Source organism: Saccharomonospora xinjiangensis XJ-54, from assembly GCF_000258175.1.
Classification (GTDB): Bacteria; Actinomycetota; Actinomycetes; order Mycobacteriales; family Pseudonocardiaceae; genus Saccharomonospora; species Saccharomonospora xinjiangensis.
This window is the reverse complement of the sequence record NZ_JH636049.1, coordinates 4,451,714-4,472,196: the sequence shown is the minus strand read 5'-3', so window position 1 is coordinate 4,472,196 and position 20,483 is coordinate 4,451,714. Positions and strand designations below refer to the sequence as shown.

At 66.4% G+C, this 20,483-nt stretch carries 22 protein-coding genes and 1 pseudogene; 9 read left to right on the top strand and 14 right to left on the bottom strand.

Annotation, left to right across the window (positions count from 1 at the left end; all coding sequences use genetic code 11):
* Positions 1–53: 53 nt before the first annotated feature.
* The 6 genes from SACXIDRAFT_RS20275 to SACXIDRAFT_RS20250 are packed head-to-tail and all read right to left on the bottom strand — an operon-like array spanning position 54 to position 4,381.
* Positions 54–1,169 carry a WXG100 family type VII secretion target gene (locus SACXIDRAFT_RS20275; RefSeq protein ID WP_232285349.1) on the bottom strand — a complete coding sequence of 372 codons (1,116 nt, stop codon included), beginning with the start codon at positions 1,167–1,169 and terminating at the stop codon, positions 54–56.
* Positions 1,166–1,498 carry a type VII secretion target gene (locus tag SACXIDRAFT_RS20270; protein ID WP_006240552.1) on the bottom strand — a complete coding sequence of 111 codons (333 nt, stop codon included), beginning with the start codon at positions 1,496–1,498 and terminating at the stop codon, positions 1,166–1,168. The genes SACXIDRAFT_RS20275 and SACXIDRAFT_RS20270 overlap by 4 nt, the downstream gene beginning before the upstream one ends.
* A complete protein-coding gene (locus SACXIDRAFT_RS20265) occupies positions 1,495–1,842 on the bottom strand; it encodes a YbaB/EbfC family nucleoid-associated protein (RefSeq protein WP_006240551.1) in 348 nt (115 codons plus the stop codon). The genes SACXIDRAFT_RS20270 and SACXIDRAFT_RS20265 overlap by 4 nt, the downstream gene beginning before the upstream one ends.
* 48 nt (positions 1,843–1,890) lie before the next feature.
* The gene (locus SACXIDRAFT_RS20260) at positions 1,891–2,688 is read right to left on the bottom strand and encodes an ESX secretion-associated protein EspG (protein WP_006240550.1); all 798 of its coding nucleotides are present in this window, start codon (positions 2,686–2,688) and stop codon (positions 1,891–1,893) included.
* The gene (locus tag SACXIDRAFT_RS20255; RefSeq protein WP_006240549.1) at positions 2,685–3,041 is read right to left on the bottom strand and encodes a hypothetical protein; all 357 of its coding nucleotides are present in this window, start codon (positions 3,039–3,041) and stop codon (positions 2,685–2,687) included. Before SACXIDRAFT_RS20255 ends, SACXIDRAFT_RS20260 begins: the two co-directional genes overlap by 4 nt.
* Complete coding sequence (locus SACXIDRAFT_RS20250; protein ID WP_006240548.1) at positions 3,038–4,381, bottom strand: hypothetical protein; 1,344 nt, start codon at positions 4,379–4,381, stop codon at positions 3,038–3,040. Before SACXIDRAFT_RS20250 ends, SACXIDRAFT_RS20255 begins: the two co-directional genes overlap by 4 nt.
* Before the next feature lie 244 nt (positions 4,382–4,625).
* On the opposite strand from SACXIDRAFT_RS20250, the gene SACXIDRAFT_RS20245 reads away from it, so the two are divergent.
* The 4 genes from SACXIDRAFT_RS20245 to SACXIDRAFT_RS20230 all read left to right on the top strand — a co-directional run bounded on the left by SACXIDRAFT_RS20245 (position 4,626) and on the right by SACXIDRAFT_RS20230 (position 8,182).
* Positions 4,626–5,102 carry a Fur family transcriptional regulator gene (locus tag SACXIDRAFT_RS20245; RefSeq protein ID WP_006240547.1) on the top strand — a complete coding sequence of 159 codons (477 nt, stop codon included), beginning with the start codon at positions 4,626–4,628 and terminating at the stop codon, positions 5,100–5,102.
* Positions 5,103–5,248: 146 nt separating this feature from the next.
* On the top strand, positions 5,249–6,343 hold the full coding sequence (locus SACXIDRAFT_RS20240; RefSeq protein ID WP_006240546.1) for a FecCD family ABC transporter permease: 1,095 nt from the start codon (positions 5,249–5,251) through the stop codon (positions 6,341–6,343).
* Between the two features lie 25 nt (positions 6,344–6,368).
* Entirely contained in the window at positions 6,369–7,388 is a 1,020-nt protein-coding gene (locus SACXIDRAFT_RS20235) for an ABC transporter substrate-binding protein (RefSeq protein ID WP_006240545.1), read from the top strand.
* Complete coding sequence (locus SACXIDRAFT_RS20230) at positions 7,385–8,182, top strand: ABC transporter ATP-binding protein (RefSeq protein ID WP_006240544.1); 798 nt, start codon at positions 7,385–7,387, stop codon at positions 8,180–8,182. The genes SACXIDRAFT_RS20235 and SACXIDRAFT_RS20230 overlap by 4 nt, the downstream gene beginning before the upstream one ends.
* A 222-nt stretch (positions 8,183–8,404) precedes the next feature.
* Here SACXIDRAFT_RS20230 and SACXIDRAFT_RS23130 read toward each other — a convergent pair whose 3' ends face one another.
* The 4 genes from SACXIDRAFT_RS23130 to SACXIDRAFT_RS20220 all read right to left on the bottom strand — a co-directional run bounded on the left by SACXIDRAFT_RS23130 (position 8,405) and on the right by SACXIDRAFT_RS20220 (position 13,060).
* On the bottom strand, positions 8,405–8,920 hold the full coding sequence (locus tag SACXIDRAFT_RS23130; protein WP_198284408.1) for a transposase: 516 nt from the start codon (positions 8,918–8,920) through the stop codon (positions 8,405–8,407).
* Positions 8,812–9,105 (bottom strand): transposase, encoded by a 294-nt coding sequence (locus SACXIDRAFT_RS22555; protein ID WP_198284330.1) that lies wholly within the window; start codon positions 9,103–9,105, stop codon positions 8,812–8,814. Before SACXIDRAFT_RS22555 ends, SACXIDRAFT_RS23130 begins: the two co-directional genes overlap by 109 nt.
* Positions 9,106–9,387: 282 nt before the next feature.
* Positions 9,388–9,639, bottom strand: a complete 252-nt coding sequence (locus tag SACXIDRAFT_RS23655) for a hypothetical protein (RefSeq protein WP_232285347.1) — start codon at positions 9,637–9,639, stop codon at positions 9,388–9,390.
* A gap of 163 nt (positions 9,640–9,802) precedes the next feature.
* Positions 9,803–13,060, bottom strand: a complete 3,258-nt coding sequence (locus SACXIDRAFT_RS20220; RefSeq protein WP_006240541.1) for a polymorphic toxin type 43 domain-containing protein — start codon at positions 13,058–13,060, stop codon at positions 9,803–9,805.
* Between the two features lie 244 nt (positions 13,061–13,304).
* Between SACXIDRAFT_RS20220 and SACXIDRAFT_RS23395 the strand changes: the two genes are divergently transcribed.
* Genes SACXIDRAFT_RS23395 through SACXIDRAFT_RS23385 form a run of 3 tightly spaced genes read left to right on the top strand, consistent with a single transcriptional unit; the run spans position 13,305 to position 14,066 of the window.
* Entirely contained in the window at positions 13,305–13,511 is a 207-nt protein-coding gene (locus SACXIDRAFT_RS23395; protein ID WP_198284407.1) for a hypothetical protein, read from the top strand.
* Positions 13,508–13,741 carry a GAF domain-containing protein gene (locus tag SACXIDRAFT_RS23390; protein WP_198284406.1) on the top strand — a complete coding sequence of 78 codons (234 nt, stop codon included), beginning with the start codon at positions 13,508–13,510 and terminating at the stop codon, positions 13,739–13,741. Before SACXIDRAFT_RS23395 ends, SACXIDRAFT_RS23390 begins: the two co-directional genes overlap by 4 nt.
* Positions 13,662–14,066 (top strand): polymorphic toxin-type HINT domain-containing protein, encoded by a 405-nt coding sequence (locus SACXIDRAFT_RS23385; RefSeq protein WP_198284401.1) that lies wholly within the window; start codon positions 13,662–13,664, stop codon positions 14,064–14,066. The genes SACXIDRAFT_RS23390 and SACXIDRAFT_RS23385 overlap by 80 nt, the downstream gene beginning before the upstream one ends.
* Positions 14,067–14,457: 391 nt before the next feature.
* Here the strand turns inward: SACXIDRAFT_RS23385 and SACXIDRAFT_RS22540 are convergent, their stop codons facing one another.
* A complete protein-coding gene (locus SACXIDRAFT_RS22540) occupies positions 14,458–15,114 on the bottom strand; it encodes a transposase family protein (protein ID WP_198284311.1) in 657 nt (218 codons plus the stop codon).
* A 490-nt stretch (positions 15,115–15,604) separates the two neighbouring features.
* Here SACXIDRAFT_RS22540 and SACXIDRAFT_RS23650 point away from each other — a divergent pair, with 490 nt between their 5' ends.
* Together SACXIDRAFT_RS23650 and SACXIDRAFT_RS23865 are read left to right on the top strand one after the other, a co-directional pair.
* A complete protein-coding gene (locus tag SACXIDRAFT_RS23650) occupies positions 15,605–16,651 on the top strand; it encodes a polymorphic toxin-type HINT domain-containing protein (protein WP_083840156.1) in 1,047 nt (348 codons plus the stop codon).
* Positions 16,648–16,908, top strand: a complete 261-nt coding sequence (locus tag SACXIDRAFT_RS23865) for a DUF7660 family protein (protein ID WP_006240539.1) — start codon at positions 16,648–16,650, stop codon at positions 16,906–16,908. Before SACXIDRAFT_RS23650 ends, SACXIDRAFT_RS23865 begins: the two co-directional genes overlap by 4 nt.
* A 198-nt stretch (positions 16,909–17,106) precedes the next feature.
* Here the strand turns inward: SACXIDRAFT_RS23865 and SACXIDRAFT_RS22535 are convergent.
* The 3 genes and pseudogenes from SACXIDRAFT_RS22535 to glyA form a co-directional block, all read right to left on the bottom strand.
* Positions 17,107–17,890 (bottom strand): annotated as a pseudogene (locus SACXIDRAFT_RS22535) (transposase family protein).
* 77 nt (positions 17,891–17,967) lie between these two features.
* On the bottom strand, positions 17,968–18,654 hold the full coding sequence (locus SACXIDRAFT_RS21865; protein ID WP_006240537.1) for a hypothetical protein: 687 nt from the start codon (positions 18,652–18,654) through the stop codon (positions 17,968–17,970).
* Between the two features lie 350 nt (positions 18,655–19,004).
* Positions 19,005–20,369 carry a serine hydroxymethyltransferase gene (gene glyA / locus SACXIDRAFT_RS20190; RefSeq protein WP_232285346.1) on the bottom strand — a complete coding sequence of 455 codons (1,365 nt, stop codon included), beginning with the start codon at positions 20,367–20,369 and terminating at the stop codon, positions 19,005–19,007.
* Between the last annotated feature and the right edge of the window lie 114 nt (positions 20,370–20,483).

Here is a 20,483-nt window from a genome sequence, read left to right as displayed (position 1 = left end):
CCGTCCTCCCCTGTCGTCGCCCGGCCTCATCAGGCCGCCGTTCCTGCCTGCCCTCACGAGGACCCTTCCGTCCGTACCGGTGTCCACTCGCCGTCCAGAGGGTTCGCGGGCACGCCCTGCCCCATGGAGTCGGCGTTCTCGCCAGAGTCGCCGGAGTCGCCAGAATTGCCGGAGTCGGCGGAATCGGTGCCGCCCTGCGACGTTCCGGCCGTCGTCCCGGAGGTCTCACTCGCACTGTCCGAGTCCGGCGCGGTGGCAAGGCCCGAGGCCGACGACGCCGCCGAGGACGCCGAGCCCGACGAGCCCCCTGCCAGATCACCGACGACGCTGAGGCCCTCCTTCACCACGTCCAGCAGGCCGACCGCGCCTTCGAGCAACGTCACCAGGTTCTCGCCGCTGGCCAGCAGCGCCGCGAGCTTGGCCGCGATCTGGCCCGCGTAGTCCACGGCGATGGCCACACACTGCGGGATCGCCTGCGCGATGCTCATCCCGAACGTCGCGGGCGCGGCGGCGGTCGCCTCCGTCATGATCGGCACGATCTTGCCGACCGCCTCGGTGATCAGGCGCGTGACGATGTCGGCGACCTGCGCGACCACCTCACCCGCGGCGATCATCGCCTTCGCGTTGGTCGCCGCGGCCTCCGCGATCGACTTGACCCCGTCAACCAGCTTCTCGGCCGTCTGCACGTAGTCGGTCTTGGCAGGCCCCGACCATTCGCTGGTCTCGTCCTCCACGGTGGAGCGGTAGTCGTCGGCGACGGCGTTCGCGCCCTGCGCCGCCCCGTCGTGTTCGCCTGCCGACCCGGACACGGCACCGGGTTCGCCCTTCAACTCGCCCAGCGGCTCTTCGAGGAAGGAGATCATCGGCGTGAGGAAGTCACAGCCCGCACTCGACAGGGCCGACAGCGGGCTCGACGTCGAGCCGAGCAGGTCGATGGAGACGGCGGGCTCTCCCGCGATGTCCGACGACAACCAGCTCTTGCCGCCGACGGCGTCGGACGTGACCCTCAGCTCCGCCAGCGCCGTGGTGATCTCCACAACGGATCGTTCCGAGTCGCCGGACGCCCCGTCGGGCTTGCGTGTTCCGTGCTCGTCGCCGAGGCCGGGCGGATGCTGCGTGGAGGGACGCGCCGGTGAGGGCGCCGGGGGATGTGCTGTCGGAGAGGTCACCGGATTTCCCCGTCCAGGCTCGATCCGATGCCGGTCAGCTCGGAAGCATGGCTTTCGTCGGAGTGCTCGTAGCGGTCGGCCGCTCGCCGCATCCCATCGCCGACCTTGTCCACAGTGGAGGCGGCGTGGGCGAACGCGTCCATCGTCCTCGCCATCGCCGAACCGATTCCCGAGGTGATGAACTGGGCGAACGTGCCGAGCGACGCCCCCTGGAGCTCACCAGGCAGGACCGCGCCCAGCGACGAAAGCTGGTCGGCGTGCGAAGCGAGCCTCGACGCGTGCGCCCGCAACTGCTCGGGATCGACGGTGTAGTCCTGCGAGGTGGTCATCGAACGACCCCCTCGGGCAGATGGCTCACGACCTCGTCGAGCGCGGGGCTGTCGCCGAGGTAGTCGGCCATCACCTCGGCCATCCGGCCCGCGGCGATGCGCTGGGCCTCGCGCGCCGTGGTGACGATCAGGTCGGCGAGCGCGTCGGCCTCGAGTTTGCGGGCCATCGGAGTGAGCTTCACGCCTTCCAGCGCGCCTCCCGCGTTCACCGACACCGTCACCTCGCCTCTCGGTGAAGTGGCGGTCGCGCCCGCGTGCCGCAGGCTCTCCTGCGCCTGGCGGGCGCCGTGCGCGGCGCGTTCGAGGCGGGCGCGGTAGTCGGCCAGCCATTGTGCTGCGTCCATGTGATCCTCTCTTCTCCCCAGTGTTTCCGGGCTAGGTCGTTTCCGGCCTCAGCCACGAGCCTCCGCAACCGCGTCACGCAGCACCCGCGTCAATTCGCTGTGCCGCAACGGGTTCACGCTCACCCAGCCGTCGCCGTCCTTGGTGACGCGGACCCTGCCCCGTGGGCCGTCCAGCCACGACAGCTCCAGCGGGCGCTCCACCGCGCCGCCCTCCCGCCGCACGACGGCGCCGAGTTGTCCCCTTCCTGTCACCGTGGGCAGGAGACCGACGAGCGCGTCCACGGCGTCCGGGTCGCCTCCGCGTTCCCTGACGAGTGCCCGCACCCGACGGAGCGGGGCCGCGGTACCTGCCGAGTTCTCCAACAGTCGCGTCGCCTCGCCGAGAATCCCGGGAGGGAACGTGATCGGCATGCTGGAAGCGGCATCGAGGTCGGGAACCTCACCTGCCAGATCCCCCGGCACCGCGCCCGCACCGATCCGCTCGACGGCGACCGGACCCGGTGTTCCGCCGAGTGACTGGCGGCAGACCACCGCGTGCTGCCCGTGGAACAGAGCGACGGCACCGGTCACGACCCCGCCGCTGACCACGACCAGATCGACGGAGCCTCGGTGCCCCCGCAGCGCGGCCACCAGATCCGCCGCGACACCGGCAGGCCCGTGTGCCGTGGCGAGCCCTCTCTCGGTCAGCGCACGCGCCGCCGTGGCGAACAACGCCGTGCGCTCGTCCTCGATCCGGCCGAACGACGGCACCTTCAACGGAAACGGCGAGCGGGTTCCGGCGTAGGTGGTGAGCAGATCCAGTTCGGGCAGCCCGAAGCGGACGCCGAACGCGGCCGTGACCGTCATGACGGCCTCCCCTGCGAACCGGCCCCGCCCTCGGGTCCGCCGGTCGCGTGCAGGTCGTCGGCGGATTGCTCCTCGTGCTCCTGGTACTTCCGTTTCGCGCCCGCGAGCATCTTCCCGTACTCGCGGACCTCGCGTTCCGTTGCCTCGACCTCGCCCGCGAGCCCCGAGCTGCCCGCGGCCTCCCGCAGCCGCATCGCCAGGTGAACGGCGGGCGGCGCCGTACCGAGCATCGGCAACCGCTCGGCCAGCCTGCTCGCGGTGGCGACCAGCTCGCCGGTCAAATCGCCCAGTTCGGACAGTGTCGTGATCCGCTGGTCGAGCAGGTCCAGTTCGAGCCTGATCTTCTCACTCACAGGTGCTCCTCGGGGGAAAGGCCGATGACGACTTCGCTGCCCGGTTCCTCGACGGGGAAGAGCTGCTGATCGATCGTCGGCAGCTGGTTCTCGTGTTCCTCGTCCTCCGCTTGCCCGCGCGTCGCGGCGCCGGGAGGCACCATGCCTCCCATCGCACCGGCCCGCGCCGCGGCCGACTCGGCGGCGAGCTGCGCGGCGGTCGCAGCCTGGCTCTGCATCGCCATCGCCCCCACTCGCAGGCCCTGCGCGAGCTGGCCCCCGGCCAGCCCCATTCCCGCGAGCGGACCCGCTCCGGCGGCGAAGCCCAACCCCGCACCGGCACCGGCCACCACGCCGCCTGCCAAGGCCCCAACGGCAGCACCTGCGGCCAGCCCCCTGCCTGCGGCTCCACTTCCCGAACCGGTGAGCGACTGCCACGACCGGGTTCCCGCCTCGGTGCCGCTGGCGGCCCCCTCGGAAACACTGCTCGGCAACGTGGCCGCGGCAGGGATCGTGCCCTGTGCCTGACCGATCAGCTCGCCCGACCTCGTCAGGCTGGACTCGTAGGTCTGCATGGCGCGGATCGCCTGTTGCTTCTGGAAGTCCGTCATGCCTGCCCCGGCATAGAAGCTGAACGTGGCACCACCCACTGCCCCGAACGAACCAGCCGGATCGGAATCCGACGCGCTGGACGGCGCCGTGGTCCGCGCCTCGCTCGTGCTCCGCGACGAGGTCCGGACCTCGTCCGTTCCGCTGCCCGAGGTCAGAAAATCCGGCACGGTGGAGCGCCAGTCCGGTACGTCGAACAGTCCGGCAGGCTGCGACCACGACCGTGGTTGTGGCGCGGGCACGGGACTCGACGGAGAGCCACCGGTGACATCGGCCCAGCTCGTCACCGCGTCCATCGGGGAGGCTCCCTGACCCGACGGCGGCGGCATCATCGCGCGTGCCCTCGCGAGCGCTTCGGCCGACTGTGCCGCAGCCTGCTCCCCCGCCATGGCCAACTCGGCGATCTTCTCCACCCGTGCGGCGAGCACGTCGAGCCTGCGCGCGGCCTCCTCCGCGCCCGTGCCCTCCCAGCTCTCCAGCAACGCGGCCCGCTGCTCGCGCAGCACCTCCGCGTGATTGATCAGCGCGGCCCGATGGTCGGCCCACTCCGCGGCGATCGTGCTGACGTCGGCGACGTCGGCGTCCTGCCACAACATCTGGTACAGCTCCTCATGGCTGTACGCGTCCCAATTCACGCCGCCCTGCGGCGGCACGGGCCGGCCGAAATACATGCTCCACATGCCCGGCGTGCCCGCCACCGGCTCCCCGGCCGTGGACGGCTGTGGCTGGGCCGCTGACGTCTCGCTTGCCACCCCAGATTCCCCTTTCCGACGCCGACCCTCATCGGCGAGAGCCATGGTCTCGACCAGGGGTCGGCACGTGAAGGCCATGCGGAGGCCATTTGTGGCCGGTACCCCTGACCAGGCACAACACAGTCGGTGGCCGGGAGGAAGCCGATCATGGGCGGCCGTGCGACACCGCCGGGGGACTGGACGAGGAGCCGGGTGGCCTCGGCTCACTGGCCTGCGACGGCCCGGCAGGGCGAGACTGGGCGGCATGACCGCCCACGCCCACGCTCTGGGGATGCGGCCCGAGGAGGCCGTCGATGCCGTACTCGATCAACTGCGTTCCCGGGGTCAGCGCATCACCGGAGCCCGCAGGGCCGTCGTCGAAACGCTCGCGCACATCGGTGGCCACCCCAGCGCGGAGGAGTTGCTGCACCGGGTGCGGCAGCGGTATCCGACGGTCCACAGGGCCACCGTCTACCGGACCCTCGACACGCTGTCCGAACTCGGCGTGGTGACCCACGTCCACCTCGGCGACGGTGCGAGCACCTACCACCTCGCCCTCGGCCCTGCCCATCCCGGCCACCTGCACGCGAAGTGCCGTGAGTGCGGCCGGATCGTCGATCTCCCCGGCGACCTGCTCGGCCCCGTGGCCGACCGGCTCGCTCGTGAACGGGAGTTCGAACTCGACCCCGCGCACGTCGCCCTGTCGGGCCGGTGCGGAGGGTGTCGCGACGCCGCGCGCTGACCGGCAGGGGCAGGAGCGCAGGCACTCACGGACTCGCTTGACGCGACGTCGTCGCACCTGCGACCATGTCGTTTCGCGCGTACGCACTGTGATGTCACTGGCACTCCTGGTATCCGATTGCTCCCGGTGTGAGGGAGGCGGCGGCCTTGCCCTCGGTCACGAAGTACGGCACCAACCCCACCCCGATCGACGAACTCGGTCAGCGCGCGCTGCGGCGCCGGGGCCGGTTCTGGATCGGCGGCCTCAGCCTCGCGCTGGCCGCCACGGTCGTGCTCGCCGTCTGTGTCGGCGCGGTCGGCCTGCCACCCTCGGCCGTGGTGCGGGTGATCGGTCATCACCTGGCCGGAACACCGGCCGAGCCGAGCTGGCCGTTGTCCCAGGACGCCATCGTCTGGCGGGTGCGCCTGCCCCGCGTCCTCCTGGGCGCCGCGGTGGGCGCCGCGCTCGCCGTGTGCGGGGTCGCGCTCCAGGCCATGGTCCGCAACCTCCTCGCCGACCCCTACCTGCTCGGCATCACCTCGGGAGCCTCGACGGGCGCGGCGGCAGCGATCCTGTTCGGTTTCGGGGCGGGCCTCGGGGAACACGCGCTGCCCGCGAGCGCGTTCCTCGGCGCTCTCGCGGCGTCGGCCGCCGTGTTCGTCATCGCGCGGGCCGCGGGCCGGATCACGTCGCTGAGGCTGCTGATGGCCGGCGTCGCCGTCGGCTACGCCCTCTACGCCACCACCGGTTTCCTCATCTTCGCGTCCGACTCGGCCGAGGGCTCACGCTCGGTTCTGTTCTGGCTGCTGGGTTCGCTCGGCCTCGCACGCTGGGGTGTTCCCCTGACGTCGGTGCTGGTGATCGTCTGCGGCACCGTGGCCGCGCTGACACTGTGGAGCCGCCACCTCGACGCTCTCGCCATCGGTGACGAGACCGCGCACACGCTGGGCGTCTCCCCGACCCGCCTGCGGGTCCGGCTCCTGTGCCTGGTGTCGCTGTGTGTCGGCGCGGTCGTCGCCGCGTCCGGCGGCATCGGGTTCGTGGGATTGGTGATCCCTCATCTCGCTCGCAGGCTCGTCGGGGCCGCACATCACAGGGCCGTTCCCGTCGCCGCGCTCACCGGTGCGGTTTTCCTCGTCTGGGCCGACGTCCTCGCACGCGTGCTGCTCCTGCCGCGCGAACTGCCCATCGGGATCATCACCGCCATCGTGGGCGCCCCGTTCCTGCTGGTTCTCGTCAAACGTTTCCACACCACCGCCTGACGCCGTCACAAGACAAGGACGAACCATGCATCTCAGCCGCCGTTCCCGCGTCCTCGCCCTCGCGGTGCTGCTCGTGCTCGCCACCGTCTCCTGCGGCGCACCGGCGCCGAGCACACCGGGGCAGCGGCATGCCCCGGAGCACTACCCGGTGACCGTGACCAACTGCGGCGCCGAGGTCACGTTCGACGGCCCGCCGCGACGGATCGTGCTGCTGGACAGCTCACCGGTGCCCGTCCTGAGCGCGCTCGGTGTTCTGGACTCGGTCGCCCTCAGGGCGGGCGCGTTCCCCGCCGAGTACTACGATCCCGCGACCAGTTCGGCCATCGAGGCCATCCCCTCGCTCGGTGAGGACCTCGACACCAGCGGGCACCTTCGGATCTCCGCCGAAGTGATCATCGAGCAGCAGCCAGATCTTGTGCTCGGCCTTCCCGACGGGATCACGCGCGAGGGACTCGCCGACGTCGGCATCACGGCGCTGGTCCATCCCACCCTGTGTCCCTCCGGCGTGGACACCGCCACGTCCGAAACGACGTTCGACGACGTCTACGACCACGTCACGACGTTCGGCCGGATCTTCGACCGCCGCGACGAGGCCGAGAGCCTGATCGCCTCGCTGCGGCACCGCGTGGCGGCCGTCGAGGCGGCGGCGACAGCGGCCGAGGGACGGCCGAGGCGGACGGCCGCCGTGCTGTACCCGACGGTGGGGGGCGGCACCGTCTACGCCTACGGCAACCGCAGCATGGCCCACCCTCAACTGGAGGCGGCGGGCTTCACCAACGTCTACGCCGACGTCGGCGATCGGGTGTTCGAGGTGACCACCGAGGATCTCATCGGCAAGAACCCGGACGTGCTCGTGCTGCTCCACACCGACGGCGATCCACGGGCCGTCCACGACGCGGTGGTGGGCCTTCCCGGTGCCGGGGCGTTGCAGGCCGTGCGCGACGGCACGATCCTCGTGCAGCTGTTCAACTTCACCGAACCCGCGACCCCGCTGTCCGTGGCCGGGCTCGAACGTATCCACGCGGCCTTCGGGGGCGGCTCGTGATCCTGGCGGAGCACGTCTCGTTCGGCTACGACGACACACTCGTCCTCGACGACGTGCGCGTGTCGGCCTGCCCGGGCAGCGTCGTGGGACTGGTCGGCCCCAACGGCAGCGGCAAGACCACGCTCCTGCGCACGCTCAACGCCGCGCTCACCCCGCGCACCGGGCTCGTCAGTCTCGATGACGTCCCCCTCACCTCCCTGTCCGAGCGGGAGCGAGCGCGACGGCTCGCCGTGGTGGCGCAGGGCGACTCGACCGAACTCCCGCTGACGGTCGCCGACATCGTCCTGCTGGGACGGTCACCGCACGTGGCGGCCCTGCGACGCTACTCCCCCGCCGACCACCGCATCGCCGCCGACGCCTTGCGCAGGGTGGGCGCGCTCTCGCTGGCCCGCCGGGTCTTCACCGGACTGTCCGGAGGTGAGCGCCAGCGGGTGCTCATCGCGCGGGCACTCGCCCAGCAGGCCGATCACCTGCTCCTCGACGAGCCGACGAACCACCTCGACATCCGGTTCCAGCACGAGATCCTCGACCTGGTGCGCACGCTCGACGTGACCACCGTCGTAGTCCTGCACGACCTCAATCTCGCCGCCCGCTACTGCGACGAGGTGGTGCTGCTCGACCACGGCACGGTACGCGCGACGGGAACGCCGGACGAGGTGCTGCGACCGGAGATCCTCGAACCCGTCTACCGCATCGGGGTGCGAAGGGTGTTCGCCGACGGTGACCTCCAACTGCTGTTCCGCCCGCTCGGCCGCGACGATACCCAATATCCGAATTGGACGAATGGGCAATGAGGCGCCACAGTGGTGGCGCCCGGCGTCGCTCGATCGCGGCGCCACCGGAGAGGCTCTACCTAACGACCTCGTGCGTGGTTGGTGTGTGAGCGCGTTGGGGTTTGGTTGTGGGTGTCGTTCACCGGTTGCGTTGGTGGTCGGAAAGGACTCCGGCGACGGCGCGGATGGTGTCGTCGAGGAGTTCTCGGCGCCCGTGGTGGCGGGCCAGGGTTTTCCAGTTCTTCAGGTGCGCGATGCCGTGTTCGACCCGGATTCGTCTGCTGGCATGGGCTTGCGTTCCCAGCGCTGGGCCAAGCGTCGGTAATTGAGCAGCCAGGAGATGGCGCGTTCGACGACCCATCGGTGGCGTCCCAGTTTCTGGCTGGATTCGATGCTGGTCCGGGCGATGCGCGGGGTGATGTGCCGGGTGCGGAGCCAGTTTCGGAGCAGGTCGTAGTCGTAGCCCTTGTCGGCATGCAGGCGGGTGGGTGTGCGGCGATGAGGTCCGCGAGGTGAGCGCCCAGCGGGGATGGCCCGCACCAGGCGCCGTAACGCGTTCATGTTGTGGACGTTGGCCGCGGAGATGGCCATTGCCAACGGCAGTCCGGCCCGTTGGTCAACACGTGCAGTTCGACCCGAATTTGCCCCGGTCAACGGGGTTCGGTCCGGTCGCGCCGCCTCTTTCGCTCGGATCGATGCGCCATCCACCACTGCCCGGACCCAGTCAATCTCGCCGCGGGAACCCAGCTCATCCAGCACCGCCCGATGCAAACGCCGCCACAAGTCCGCCCGGGTCCACTCCTGGAACCGCCCATGTGCCGGACCGAAACCCCGAACGACGACGGTAGCTGTCGCCACGCACACACACTGGTCAGTACGAACACAATCGCCGTGAACACCGCCCGATCATCCACACGTCGCGGACCACCACCCTGAGGCCGCACTCCATGCTCCGGCACCAACGGCGCCACCAACGCGCCCACAACCCCTCTGACACGAACCGCAACGAAAGATCAGCTACAGACAATCATCATGACCCCCGGCCAACCGCATGACCTACTGAGACACCCTGTAAGCGAGCGCATCACCCAATCATAAACCTACTTGAGACAATAACCCGCTGTGTCCGGCAAAAAGTACGCGTCCAGCAACCAAAAGCCCGTGCACCCACAGGAAAATCACCCGACACAACCGGAGTGCACACATCCACGTTACGCGACACTAAATCAAGCTGAATATTTATCACTCAGCAGCTTCAATGCCTTTTGCCTGTTCCGCTGCGATACCCATTTTGCGTCCACCACCCCAGACAGGAGCTCTCCGTATGAACCTCTCTCCATCTGGGCAATCCAACTCAAAGCAAGACCAATCCAATAATCGCTGCGCATAGCGAAAGCGGAAAAGGGCAGTTCAAAAAGATCCAATTGCCCCATCAAATAACCCAACGGTAGACCAAGTTCAGCCTCCTTAATCTCCAACTCCCGAACCACTGATTCGTACCCACGCTCAAGCAATGGCAATAGGAAGATACGCCTGTCTTCACTTACCTCTCGAGACAACGAACCCGTCTTAACGAAAACACCTCCAACTCGATTGATGCATATGACAGAATGCGAGTCCAACGCAAGTATATCGACGCACTCACCAGGCGGTATGAATGACATCGATACCGTATCCTTTCATCACTCTAACGAACTGGTCGCGAAACTCGGGCGTCCATCTACTTCCATAGTGCCCACTCCACTCGTCAGTCGAGATACTACCATCAGGGTTCCTCAACCACCTCCCACCGAGAACAATAGACTCATTAGCCCCAATCCCCCGAGCGAGCCGTTCGTGTGGGCTTCCATCAATGCCAAGATACTGCCTTGGACTGCCAGCCGCGAATATGTTTCTTTCTGGATCAAAAACAAATTCCGGACTACCAGGCGGATCGTAGTTCCGGAAAGCCGCCGTAGACTTCACTCGCTCGCTAACTTCTATGATTCCAGGAACGGGACCAGAACCCTGCAACGTGCCCGAGTCAGCATCAACGCCGCCAGTACATACGAAAATACTCCCGGTTCTCCCGCCGTCACCCTTAGGGCGTTTGCCGATTTCGCATGAGTCGTTGAGGTGTGCTGTGGCTGGTGGCAGGGGTGCGGGTTGGTCGATTCCGTGGTTGGTTTCTGGTTCGTAGGGGGCTGGTTCTCCGCCTTCTGGTTGGATGACTCCGAGGTCGATGACCGTTCGTTTAGCAGCGTCGATGGCTTCCTGGATACTGTCGACGACGGTTCGTGTTTGTGGCGGTCGGGCGTGGGGTGTGTTGACAAGGTCTTCGAGCCTCTGGCGGCGAAGCTGTTCGAGGAAAGTCCTGAGACGCTGGAGATCCACGGTGTTCCACGCGCCTGGACTGGCCGGCCCGAACCCGCCAAGAGGACCCCCAACCCCACCAATGAACCCTCCAGATCCGCTCGGCCTGCTCCCCGACGGATGAGGGAAGTTGAAACCTGCGGTCAAAGCGATTCGCGAAATTTCGAGCGACTGCCAGATTGACCAGGCTATTTGCGGACTCGGAACTGACTGAGGCGCCGGGCTCGGTATCCCTCGAATTTTCTTCGTCGTAAACAGATCAGACGCCCAGTCACCGACGATCCCACCCACGATCGCAGCACCGCGCGTAATCAGTCTTGTACCTACTTGCCGCACCGCTGTTGACCCGGCTATAGCGGTCACAATAGGAACCACCGGTGCAACGACGAGGTACCCACTGGGGTCGGTATTCGCCAACGGATCCGCGCTCGCATACGCGTAGCGGTTGGCGTTGCCCACATCCCGGGGGTCCAGGCCTGCGGTGTCGCGGCTGGCGAACGTTGCTGTGCCCGGCTGATACCACCGCGCACCCATATTCACATTCCCACTGTCGGGATCGGTGTACTGGTGCTGGAAACCCAACGCCGGCTGCGTCCCCACCCCAGCCTGCCGCTGTCCGAACGGACTGTAAGACCGCGACCCCGCCAACACCCCCGTACCAGGATCGACCAACCCGATCAGATCGGTGTGCACATCCGACCACGCCAACGCCGACACACCACCCTGAGCCACCCCCAACGGCAACCCACCCGGCGTATAGGAGTACTCACCCTGCCCATCCGAAGCGACCTTGATCCCCGACCCCACATAGGACAGAGCACTCCCACCGGCACTGACCAACCGATTCAACGCGTCATAGCGGTAATCGGTCCCCCCATCGGCAACCAACTCGTCGAACGCGTTGAACTCCACCAACGCCGACACACCACCGGCCGTGCGCGACGCCAACGTCCCCCGCGGCGTATACGAATACTCGACACCCGCCTTCGACAACAACTGGTTCCGCTGGTTGAACACCGCCGAAACCGGGCCATCACGCGTCAGATTCCCCGCCGCATCCCACTCATAGGTATGCACCGCGATGCCGTCGTCCCACGACACCAACCGACCCGCCCGGTCATAGCCGTAGGCATGCTGCGCCGCGCCCGCCACACCCTCGGTGTGCTTGGCGACCAGGTGGTCCTCGTCGTCCCACTCGTAGGTGATCGACGCGGTCTCCGTGCCGTCCGGCGCGGTCACGGCGTCGGAGGCGATGCGACCGAGGTTGTCGTAGCCGTAGCCCCGCGTCGCAGCGCCGACCCCATAGCCGACGCTGGTGACACGCCCGGCCTCGTCGTAGTCGTAGCCCAGCGTCGCGCCCGTGGCCGCGTCGAGGGCGGTGGCGAGCCTGCCCGCCGCGTCGCAGGAGAACGAGCTCATTCCTGCCGACGTGGTGACGCTGGTCGGCAGACCGTCGGCGTCGTAGGTGAAGCTCGACTCGCCCGACGGCCCCGAGGCCGTGACGAGATTGCCGCGGTCGTCGTAGGCGAAGGTGTTGTCGCCGTTCGGCGCCGAGGCCGACACCATCCGCCCCGCCGGGTCGTAGGTGAACACCCGGTCCGGCGTCACCACACTCGCACCGCTGCCGACCTGCTTGACGAGGTTGCCCTGCGGGTCGTAGCTGTGGGCGATCGTCACCCCGCCCGGCTTACGCAGCTCCGCCAGCCGCCCCGCCGTGTCGTAGACCGCCGTGTAGGTGCGGTCGGCCACTTCCGGCGTCTGCTCGGTGGCCGGTTCGATCGTTGACTCGGCCATATTCCACGCGTTGACGGTGAACACCGTGGCGTTGCCGTTGCCGTCGGTGGCGCGGGTGATGTTGCCCGCCCGGTCGTAGCCGTAGCTCGTGGTGATCGACTCGCTGTCCGACACCGGGCGCGTGATCGACGTGAGCCGGTTCAGCGCGTCGTAGGTGTAGGTGGTGGCAGCACCCAGCGCGTCCGTGGCCCGGGCCGGGTTGCCCGCCCGGTCGTAGGCGAACTCCCGGGTGCGCTCCACCGTGCCGTCCGGACCGAAGTCCGACACCGACAGCTGGCGGCCCGCGCGGTCGTAGTCGATCTCGCTGCCACGCCCGGTGGCGTCCGTGCTCGACACCAGGCGACCCGCGCCGTCGTAGGCGTTCGTGGTGGTGTTACCCAACCCGTCGGTGACGGTCAGTTCGTTGCCGAGATCGTCATAGGTGGTCTCGACGACCCGGCCGGCCGGGCTGGTGACGGTGGCGACGTTGCCCAGCTCGTCGTGCGTGTAGCGAGTGGTGAGGATCCGGGTCGGCTCCGGGACCGTCTCCACCACGGTGCTCGTGATCTGCCTGCCGAGCTTGTCGTAGGTGGCGTGGGTCTGCGTGCCTCGCGGATCGCTGGTGGACAGCACCTCGCCCAGCGGGTCGTACGTCGCGAGCCACGTGCCGCCGGCCTGCCCGTGCAGCGCGGGCGGATCGGTGACCCGCCTCTGGTTGCCGAGCTCGTCGTAGCCGTAGGTGGTGGTGTGGCCGAGCTCGTCGGTGCTGGCCACCACGCGTCCGGCCGCGTCGTGGTCGAGCGAGGTCGTGGCCGTGATCGGTTCGTTTGCGCCGGTCCGTAGGTGTGGGTGTCGATCTGTCCCGTACCGGTGTAGGTTTACGTGGAAAGTTCGACGTCGCGTGTTTCGCCCGTGCGGTTGAAGGCCACCGCGCGGTCCGCAGGCGGCGCCGCGGGCGGGAGCTGGCCGTGCTGTACTCGACCGCGCACGAACTGGCGCAGCTCCGGGACATCGACGAGTGGCGCAGCGCGCACACGACCTGATCGGGAGCGATGTCACCTACCTTTCGGAGTTCCACGTGGCGAGCCGGGAACTGCGGGTGCGCACCACGCTCGGCACCGGCGCGCCGTCGTTTCCGAACCTGCGTGTCCCTCCGGGCATGGGGCTGGCGAGCATGGTCGCGACACCCGGAGTCCGCAGTGGACGCCGAGCTACGCGGGGATGACGCAGGCTCCGCACCACTCCGACATCGACGCCGCTGTCGCGGCGGAGGGGCTCGTGTCGATACTGGGCGTGCCGCTGCTCGCCGGTGACGAGGTGCTGGGCGCGCTGTTCGCCGCGAACCGTATCCCGCACACCTTCACCCGACGAGGAGATCTCGCTGCTGTCGGCGTTCGCCGACCACGCCGCCGACCTGCAAGAGTGGGTCCCGGCCGGGCAGTTACAGCCCGGTGACTGGCTGCGCACCGGCTCCGGCAGCTGGGTCCAAATCCAAAGCACCAAGACCCCCACCGCATCCCAGCGAGTCCACAACCTCACCGTCGACGACCTCCACACCTACCATGTGGTGGCGGTCGAGACACCAGTCCTCGTCCACAACTGCAACAATCCAGCTACTCACGATGTAGCGAACGTTTCCGATCACCTCGATAACAATGTGTACTTCCACTACACAAGCGAAAGAGGTCACAGTGGGATCATGGCTGATGATGGCAGTCTTAGGATCGGCGCCAATTCCGCTGGGAAAATCCACGTGACGCGTGGATATGGGGAGCCCTAGAGAGATCGAGCGAAACATCTTCATTGGCAGTAGCAGGTATGACGGAAAAGCGGATTATGTGTCCATCTTTCGAATGCCTGAAGGTGTTGAGCTTTTGTCCGGACCTCAACCCAATGAGCCGATCTCGAGGGGGCCTTCCAGCAGAGAGCGTCTTATTTCACGGAAGGAACCCTTTCTGATGTCAGAGCTGATCGAATTTGATAATCTTATTCAGGTCGAAACGCTTCTCCGCGCTGGAATGGAGATCAAATTTGAAATTTCCGATGATGAACACATTCTTAATGAGAGCCCGATCTATGCATCGGCGTTAAATCGACTCCGCGAGGGGCTGGTTTCAGGGTTGCGTTCAGATTGCCTAAATGGGAAAGCGCAGATGGAGCGTTATTCAGGCTTACCAGCCAAGTCGGTAGAATTCCAATGCGGTGATGACTCGGATGACGTTGGGAAGTTCGGCGAGTCGTCCTCGGTAACCGGTGGCGAGTATTTTCCAGTTCTTGATATGGGCGATGCACCGTTCGACTGCGGCACGCAGTGAGGAGATAGCTTTGTTGTTGGCCTTGTCTCCGATGGAAAGTTCGCCGCCCTTTGGTTTTTTGCGTGGTGTGATCGCGTGAGTTCCTTGGTAGGCGGGGTCGGCGATGATCGGGGCATCGGCCAGAAGAACCTCCCAGTCGCATTCGGTGAACGCTTTGCGGTCATGCATTGCGCCAGGCAGGGGTATCGATATTCCCAACAGGACGCCGTCGGTATCGGCTGCCACCTGGATGTTGAGCCCGGCCCGACGGCGCTTACCGGAGTAGTTGTCCTCGTGACCTGCACGGTTGCCAGTGGGGATGTCGGTGCCGTCGACGAGGACAAGTCGGCCGCGTATCGCTTCTTTGAGGTGGGGAACGTGCAGGCATAACGCCTCTCCGATCAGCGGGAGAATGCGTCGATAGACTCTCGACACTGTCGACTGGCTGACATCGAACAGATCGCCCACGGCCGCCTGGTTCAGGTTCTGCCGAACATAAATCAACGTCAGTAGGACAGCCCGATAGAGTCCCATAGCCGGAGGCCACGATCGCTCGCGACCGCACTGAACGATCTGCCAAATACGGGCAACAAGCTCCTCAACCTGGTCGGCAGAAAGTCCTGTAGTAGAATGGTATCGCAACGGCTCCGCCTGTTAATCGTCTTCTGTGGTAGGAAAACGATCTTACACGGCGGGGCCGTTGTCCTATTTTTAGGCAACCATGCCACCTGAATAACGCTCATGGTAGATGACTGGTATCGGCTATCCTATCATAGGCATCGCTGGGGAATCATTGCTCGTAGGGCTATCTCACATCCGCGTTGGCGAGAGCTTGACTCCCTTGAACTGCGTGAATGGATCGAGACGCTCGCTGCTCCACTAGTCGTAGATGACGGAACTCTAGACGCCATTAAGGCGGCGGCTAGCGAACTTCTCGGTCGTGACTGGCAGTAAGATTTTCGGATAGGTGCTGGAGGTTCCACTGAAGATTGAGAAGTGAGGCCTCGAGATTTCCGTAAGACAGTTGGCTGCGGCGCGGGTGCGTCGGGATGTTCTGACCCCGCACAAGCGTCCGGAGCCGACTCGCACGTTGTCGCCGGAGATCCGCAAACGCCTCGATGCCGTTCAAAACAGTGCGCCGATTGATGTGGGTGTGGTGTTGCCCGAGTCGAGTGCGGACGATTTCGCTGAAGCGATCACCACCCATGTTCCGATCAGCGCGCCGAGGGGTGGCCCTTCGCCGGGGGTGGGGCGGGCTGATGTGGAGTGGAGTGCGTCATGTCCGACGTCGAACAGTTTCGTGCCGGGCACGAAGGTGGTGATGGCGGACGGGTCGGCCAAGCCGATCGAGGAGGTCGAGCTCGGCGACCGGGTGTTGGCCACCGATCCCGAGACCGGGCAGACGGTGCCGCGGAAGGTGACGGCCACGATCACCGGTGAGGGACAAAAGCGACTGGTCGAAGTCACCATCGACATCGACGGCGAAGCCGGCGAGCAGACAGAAACCATCACCGCCACCGACGGCCACCCGTTCTGGGTTGCGGACCTGGAGGAGTGGGTTCCGGCCGGAGAGTTACAGCCCGGTGACTGGCTACGCACCGGCTCCGGCAGCTGGGTTCAAATCCAAAGCACCAACACCCGCACCGAAGCGCAGCGAGTCCACAACCTCACCATCGACGACCTCCACACCTACCATGTGGTGGCGGTCGAGACACCGGTCCTCGTCCACAACTGCGGCGGTACTATTGAGCCAAGTTTGGTGAGGTTCTCCCAAGATTCTGTCAGCCCTCGATTCAGCTCTGGAGAGACCATTGAACAGACACCTGCCGCGTTGAGGTCTGGTTATCTCAAGGCAAATGATCTGCCAACGGTGCGACTGACTGTCAAAGGAGGGCAGGTGCATGCGCTCGACAACAGAAGGCTCGTGGCCTTCCAGAAGGCTGGTACACCAATGCCATTTCGTATGGCGACGTCTGACGAGGTGGCTAATGAAGCGTGGAAGTTCACTACAAGGAATGAGGGACGGTCAATCATGATTAACTACTTCGATCCGCTGGAGTGGACGCCATGATATGGCATGATGACGCCTTGAATCAGGTGCAGAATCGCGAAGACCTAGCTCGGTTCCTGATTGATCTGGCAGAACAGATTCGAGATGGTAGACTCGCGATTGAAAACGCTGCAACCGTTGACTTTGTCGACTCGGCTGGGCGGTGGGCGCGCTCGATGGACGGGTTCTTCAGCAACGTGATAGGGGAACCAGTTCCCGAGACTCCGGACTGGGCGATGGTTGCCGCGATATTTCGGGCCGCGCTCGTGTACGAGTAGTTCTTCGATCGATGTTACTTTTACCGCCAGCGGGATGAGTCTGCGACGACGTCGGCATTCCTGTGGTGCGGGTCGGTAGTCCGACCGGCTGGGCACACCGGCAGCAACAGCTCAATCCGAGATCGCCACTGTGTCGGGGCTCGAGAATGAAGTCCCGTAGCTGATCTTGTGGTTGGGGGTGGGTTGGGTGTTTGTGGGTCAGTCGGTGAGGAGGATGTTGTGTAGGTGGGCGATTCCGGGCACCGTGTCGTTGAGCGTGCTGGCGGCGCGGCGATAGTCGCGCAGGATTCTTCCAGCACGTCATCCTGGCCAGGGTGTGCTCGACGCGGGCGCGGATCGTGCGGTGGTCGGCGTTGAGGTCTTGCTTCCAGCCCCCTGGGTCGCTTTCGTCCCGAGGTTTGCGGTACGACATGATCACCTCGGCGTTGCCCTGCTAACCGCCGTCGGCCATGAGGCGGGCGCCCGGCCAAATCCCGCTGGATTCCGGAGTCGCGATAGACGGTGCGGTCGTTACGGTTGCCCGGATGTGCGTCGCCGGTGACGATCACCAGCCGGGTGTCGGCGTCGATCACGACTTGCACGTTCACTGAGTACCGGTAGTTCTTGCCCAGCGCGGCCAGCCGATGCCCCCGGGCCGGCGCCAAGATCCCGCCGACCATCGCGATCACGTCGATCCGCCGCTTGCGGACCGGGGCCAGCGCCAGCAGCGGCCCGCTGGTGTCGATCACCCGGTGCGCCGCGGAACGCGACACACCGAACAGTCGTCCGAACCGACGCATCCTCAGGTTCGTCCACCAATAGGTCGCCGGACCAACAGCACCCGATCGGCCAAGACCAGCCACCACTGACGACCAGAACGACCACCGGCGATCTCGCCACCACCACACATCGCCACGACCCGCACCAGTTTGCGGAACCGACCCGGCCCTAACCCCGTGAACGAGGCAATCCACCCCGACCACGACACCAAGACCACCTGCACCACACCAGGATCAACTACCACCACCAGCAAACCCACACCCGGTGACGAGACACCCCCCAGGACTCCGGCGTCGCGAGTCACGTTCGCCCCCGGAGGCGGGCGCGCAGGTCCGAGTAGTCGTGGTCGGGAAAAAGCTCCGGGAGCACGTCGAGCATCGTCTGAAGGTCCGCGGCCGTTCCGGCGAACTCCTGGTCGTCCAGCGGCGCCTTCGTGAAGAGGTGCTGCCAGCCGAACACGCCTTTGGTCAGCCGCAGTGCGTCCAGGTACCCGCGGTAGTCGAGTCCCATCCGCCACAGTGTGTTCGTTTGGTGATCGGAGAACCAGACCTCGGGGTTCCCGACTCCACGCTGCAACCGCACAACGGCGAAGGAACCTGTTCCGGTCAAGGGGCTGGAATCGATCACACGGAACCCGGTGGCCAGTTCGCGCTGTTCGTCCGAGTAGAGCGCCGACGGGAATTCGGGTGCATCCTCGTGCACGGCCAACGGCAAGGGCACAAGACAGAACTCGCCCGTCAGATCGGGATAGGGGTCGAGAGTTCGCCACTGACTGCCCAGCTGGGAAAATCGAAGATAGTCACCACGGATTTCCGCGCTGATGTCGAATCCCTCCCATTCGGCGAGGTCGTCGAAGGCCGTATCCTCCGCCGTCAGATCGATGTCCCCCCGCGTCTCGTTCAACACCTCGACAGCGGTGCTCTCACACAGCTCGTCGAGGACTTCAAGCCAACTCTGCTCGGACGCCGTCGGTTCTTCGAGTTCCATGCCTCTCCCACAGCTTTTCTGAAACACAGCCGCGCGGCCGCCGTCCGCACGATTGCAAGGTATCAGGGGCGGGATTCCGGACGTCCACGCAGAAGCGTGTAGTCGTGGTCGGGTTCCCTTGGTGGCCAGCGCGCATTCGCGATAACCGGCGTAGTCGATATCCGGTTGTCCAGACGACGATGGCTCAATCGTAGAACCACAACTCCCCTACCAGCCCGCGCCGCTGCGTGCTGCCCCACTCCCTTGAACCACGAAGACAGGCTCGTTGCCGAACAGCTCGGTCAGCAGCACAGCCCTGACGCACGCTCGCAGCCTCAGCCAGCCGGCGCCGCTCCGGGTGGCCACAGCGGCTACGAAGGCTTCTCGGCCGTGTAGTGGACGCCGCCGAACTGCCCTCGCCAGGCCGTGACCTCCCGCGCGATCGCCTGCGGGTCCGTGTCCGGGTCGAGACCGGCGACGAGGAACCCGGCCAGGTCGGCCATGTCCGAGGGTTTCATCCCGAGCCGCACCACCTCGGGGGTGCCGAGTCGCAGGCCGTTGACATCGCCGTCAGCGCCGTCAGCGGCATCCACGCTGCCTACGCGATCGTCCGGAAGGCCGATACCGCAGGCCAGCAGATTCGCTTCCCGCAGCCTCCTCGCGGCGTGCTGGCCGCCGCCCCACCGTCGGGCGCGCAGCGCGAACTGGTGCGACAGCGTGGGTCCGCGCGTTCCGGTGAAGACGGGTGCGCCTGCCGCGAGCAACTCGTCCGCGAGCCGGGCCGCGGTCTCGGTCATCGCCGAAGCGTAGGCGCGTCCCGCGACCTTCCAGTCGAGCATCGTGACCGCCAGCGCCGCCGTCCTTCCCGCGTCGAAATTGGCCGTCAGGCCGGGAAAGGCGATCCTGTCGATCCGCTCGGCGATGGCGGGATCGTCGGTGACCACCGCACCTCCCGGTGGCCCTCCGAGGCTCTTGTACGTACTGAAGGTCATCAGGTGCGCCCCCTCGTCGAGAGGTCGCTGCCACGCACCTCCGGCGATGAGCCCGCACAGGTGAGCCGCGTCGAAGAGCACCTTCGCGCCGACCTCGTCGGCGATGTCGCGGACCTCGGCGATGGGGTGCGGGAACAGATTGAGGCTGCCGCCGAGCGTGATGAGCGCGGGCCGCACCTCGTGTGCCAGCGCACGCAACGCGTCCACATCGACGGTGTAGCCGCCGGGATCGACCGGCGCGGCGACCGTCCTGAGCCGGTATTTCCCCGCCGCGCCCTCGGTGTGGTGGGTGACGTGTCCTCCGATGGCAGGCGGCGGCGCGATGATCGTGTCGCCCGGCTCGCAGGTGGCCAGGAACGCGTACAGGTTCGCCACGGCACCGGAGGGCACCCTGATCTCGGCGTAGCCCGCGCCGAACACCTCTGCCACCAGTTCGGCGGCGATGACCTCGATCTGCTCGACGGCTTCGAGACCCGTCTCGTACTTGTCGCCGGGGTACCCGAGCGAGGCCCGCGAGGACAGCCCCGCCGAGAGCATCGCCTCCGCCCTGGGGTTCATGATGTTCGACGCCGGGTTGAGGTTGATCGCCTCGACGTCGTGGATGCGCCGGTTCCGTGCCACGAGCCTGCCCACCTCGGCGAGCAGGTCGGCAGGGGCGGTGTTCGCGGTGGTGTCCGCCAGCGAGTGGACACGAGTCTCCGACCGCTCGGGAACCCAGGGCCGTCGGCGCAACGCAGGCATCATCTCGGTGCTCCTCCCGGTGCGGGGCCTCGGGTGCGCGACAGGGCGTCGCGCACCCGGAGTCGTCCGGCGACGGTAGCCGGTCGGCACCGGCGAGCGCACCGGGAGAAAGCCCGG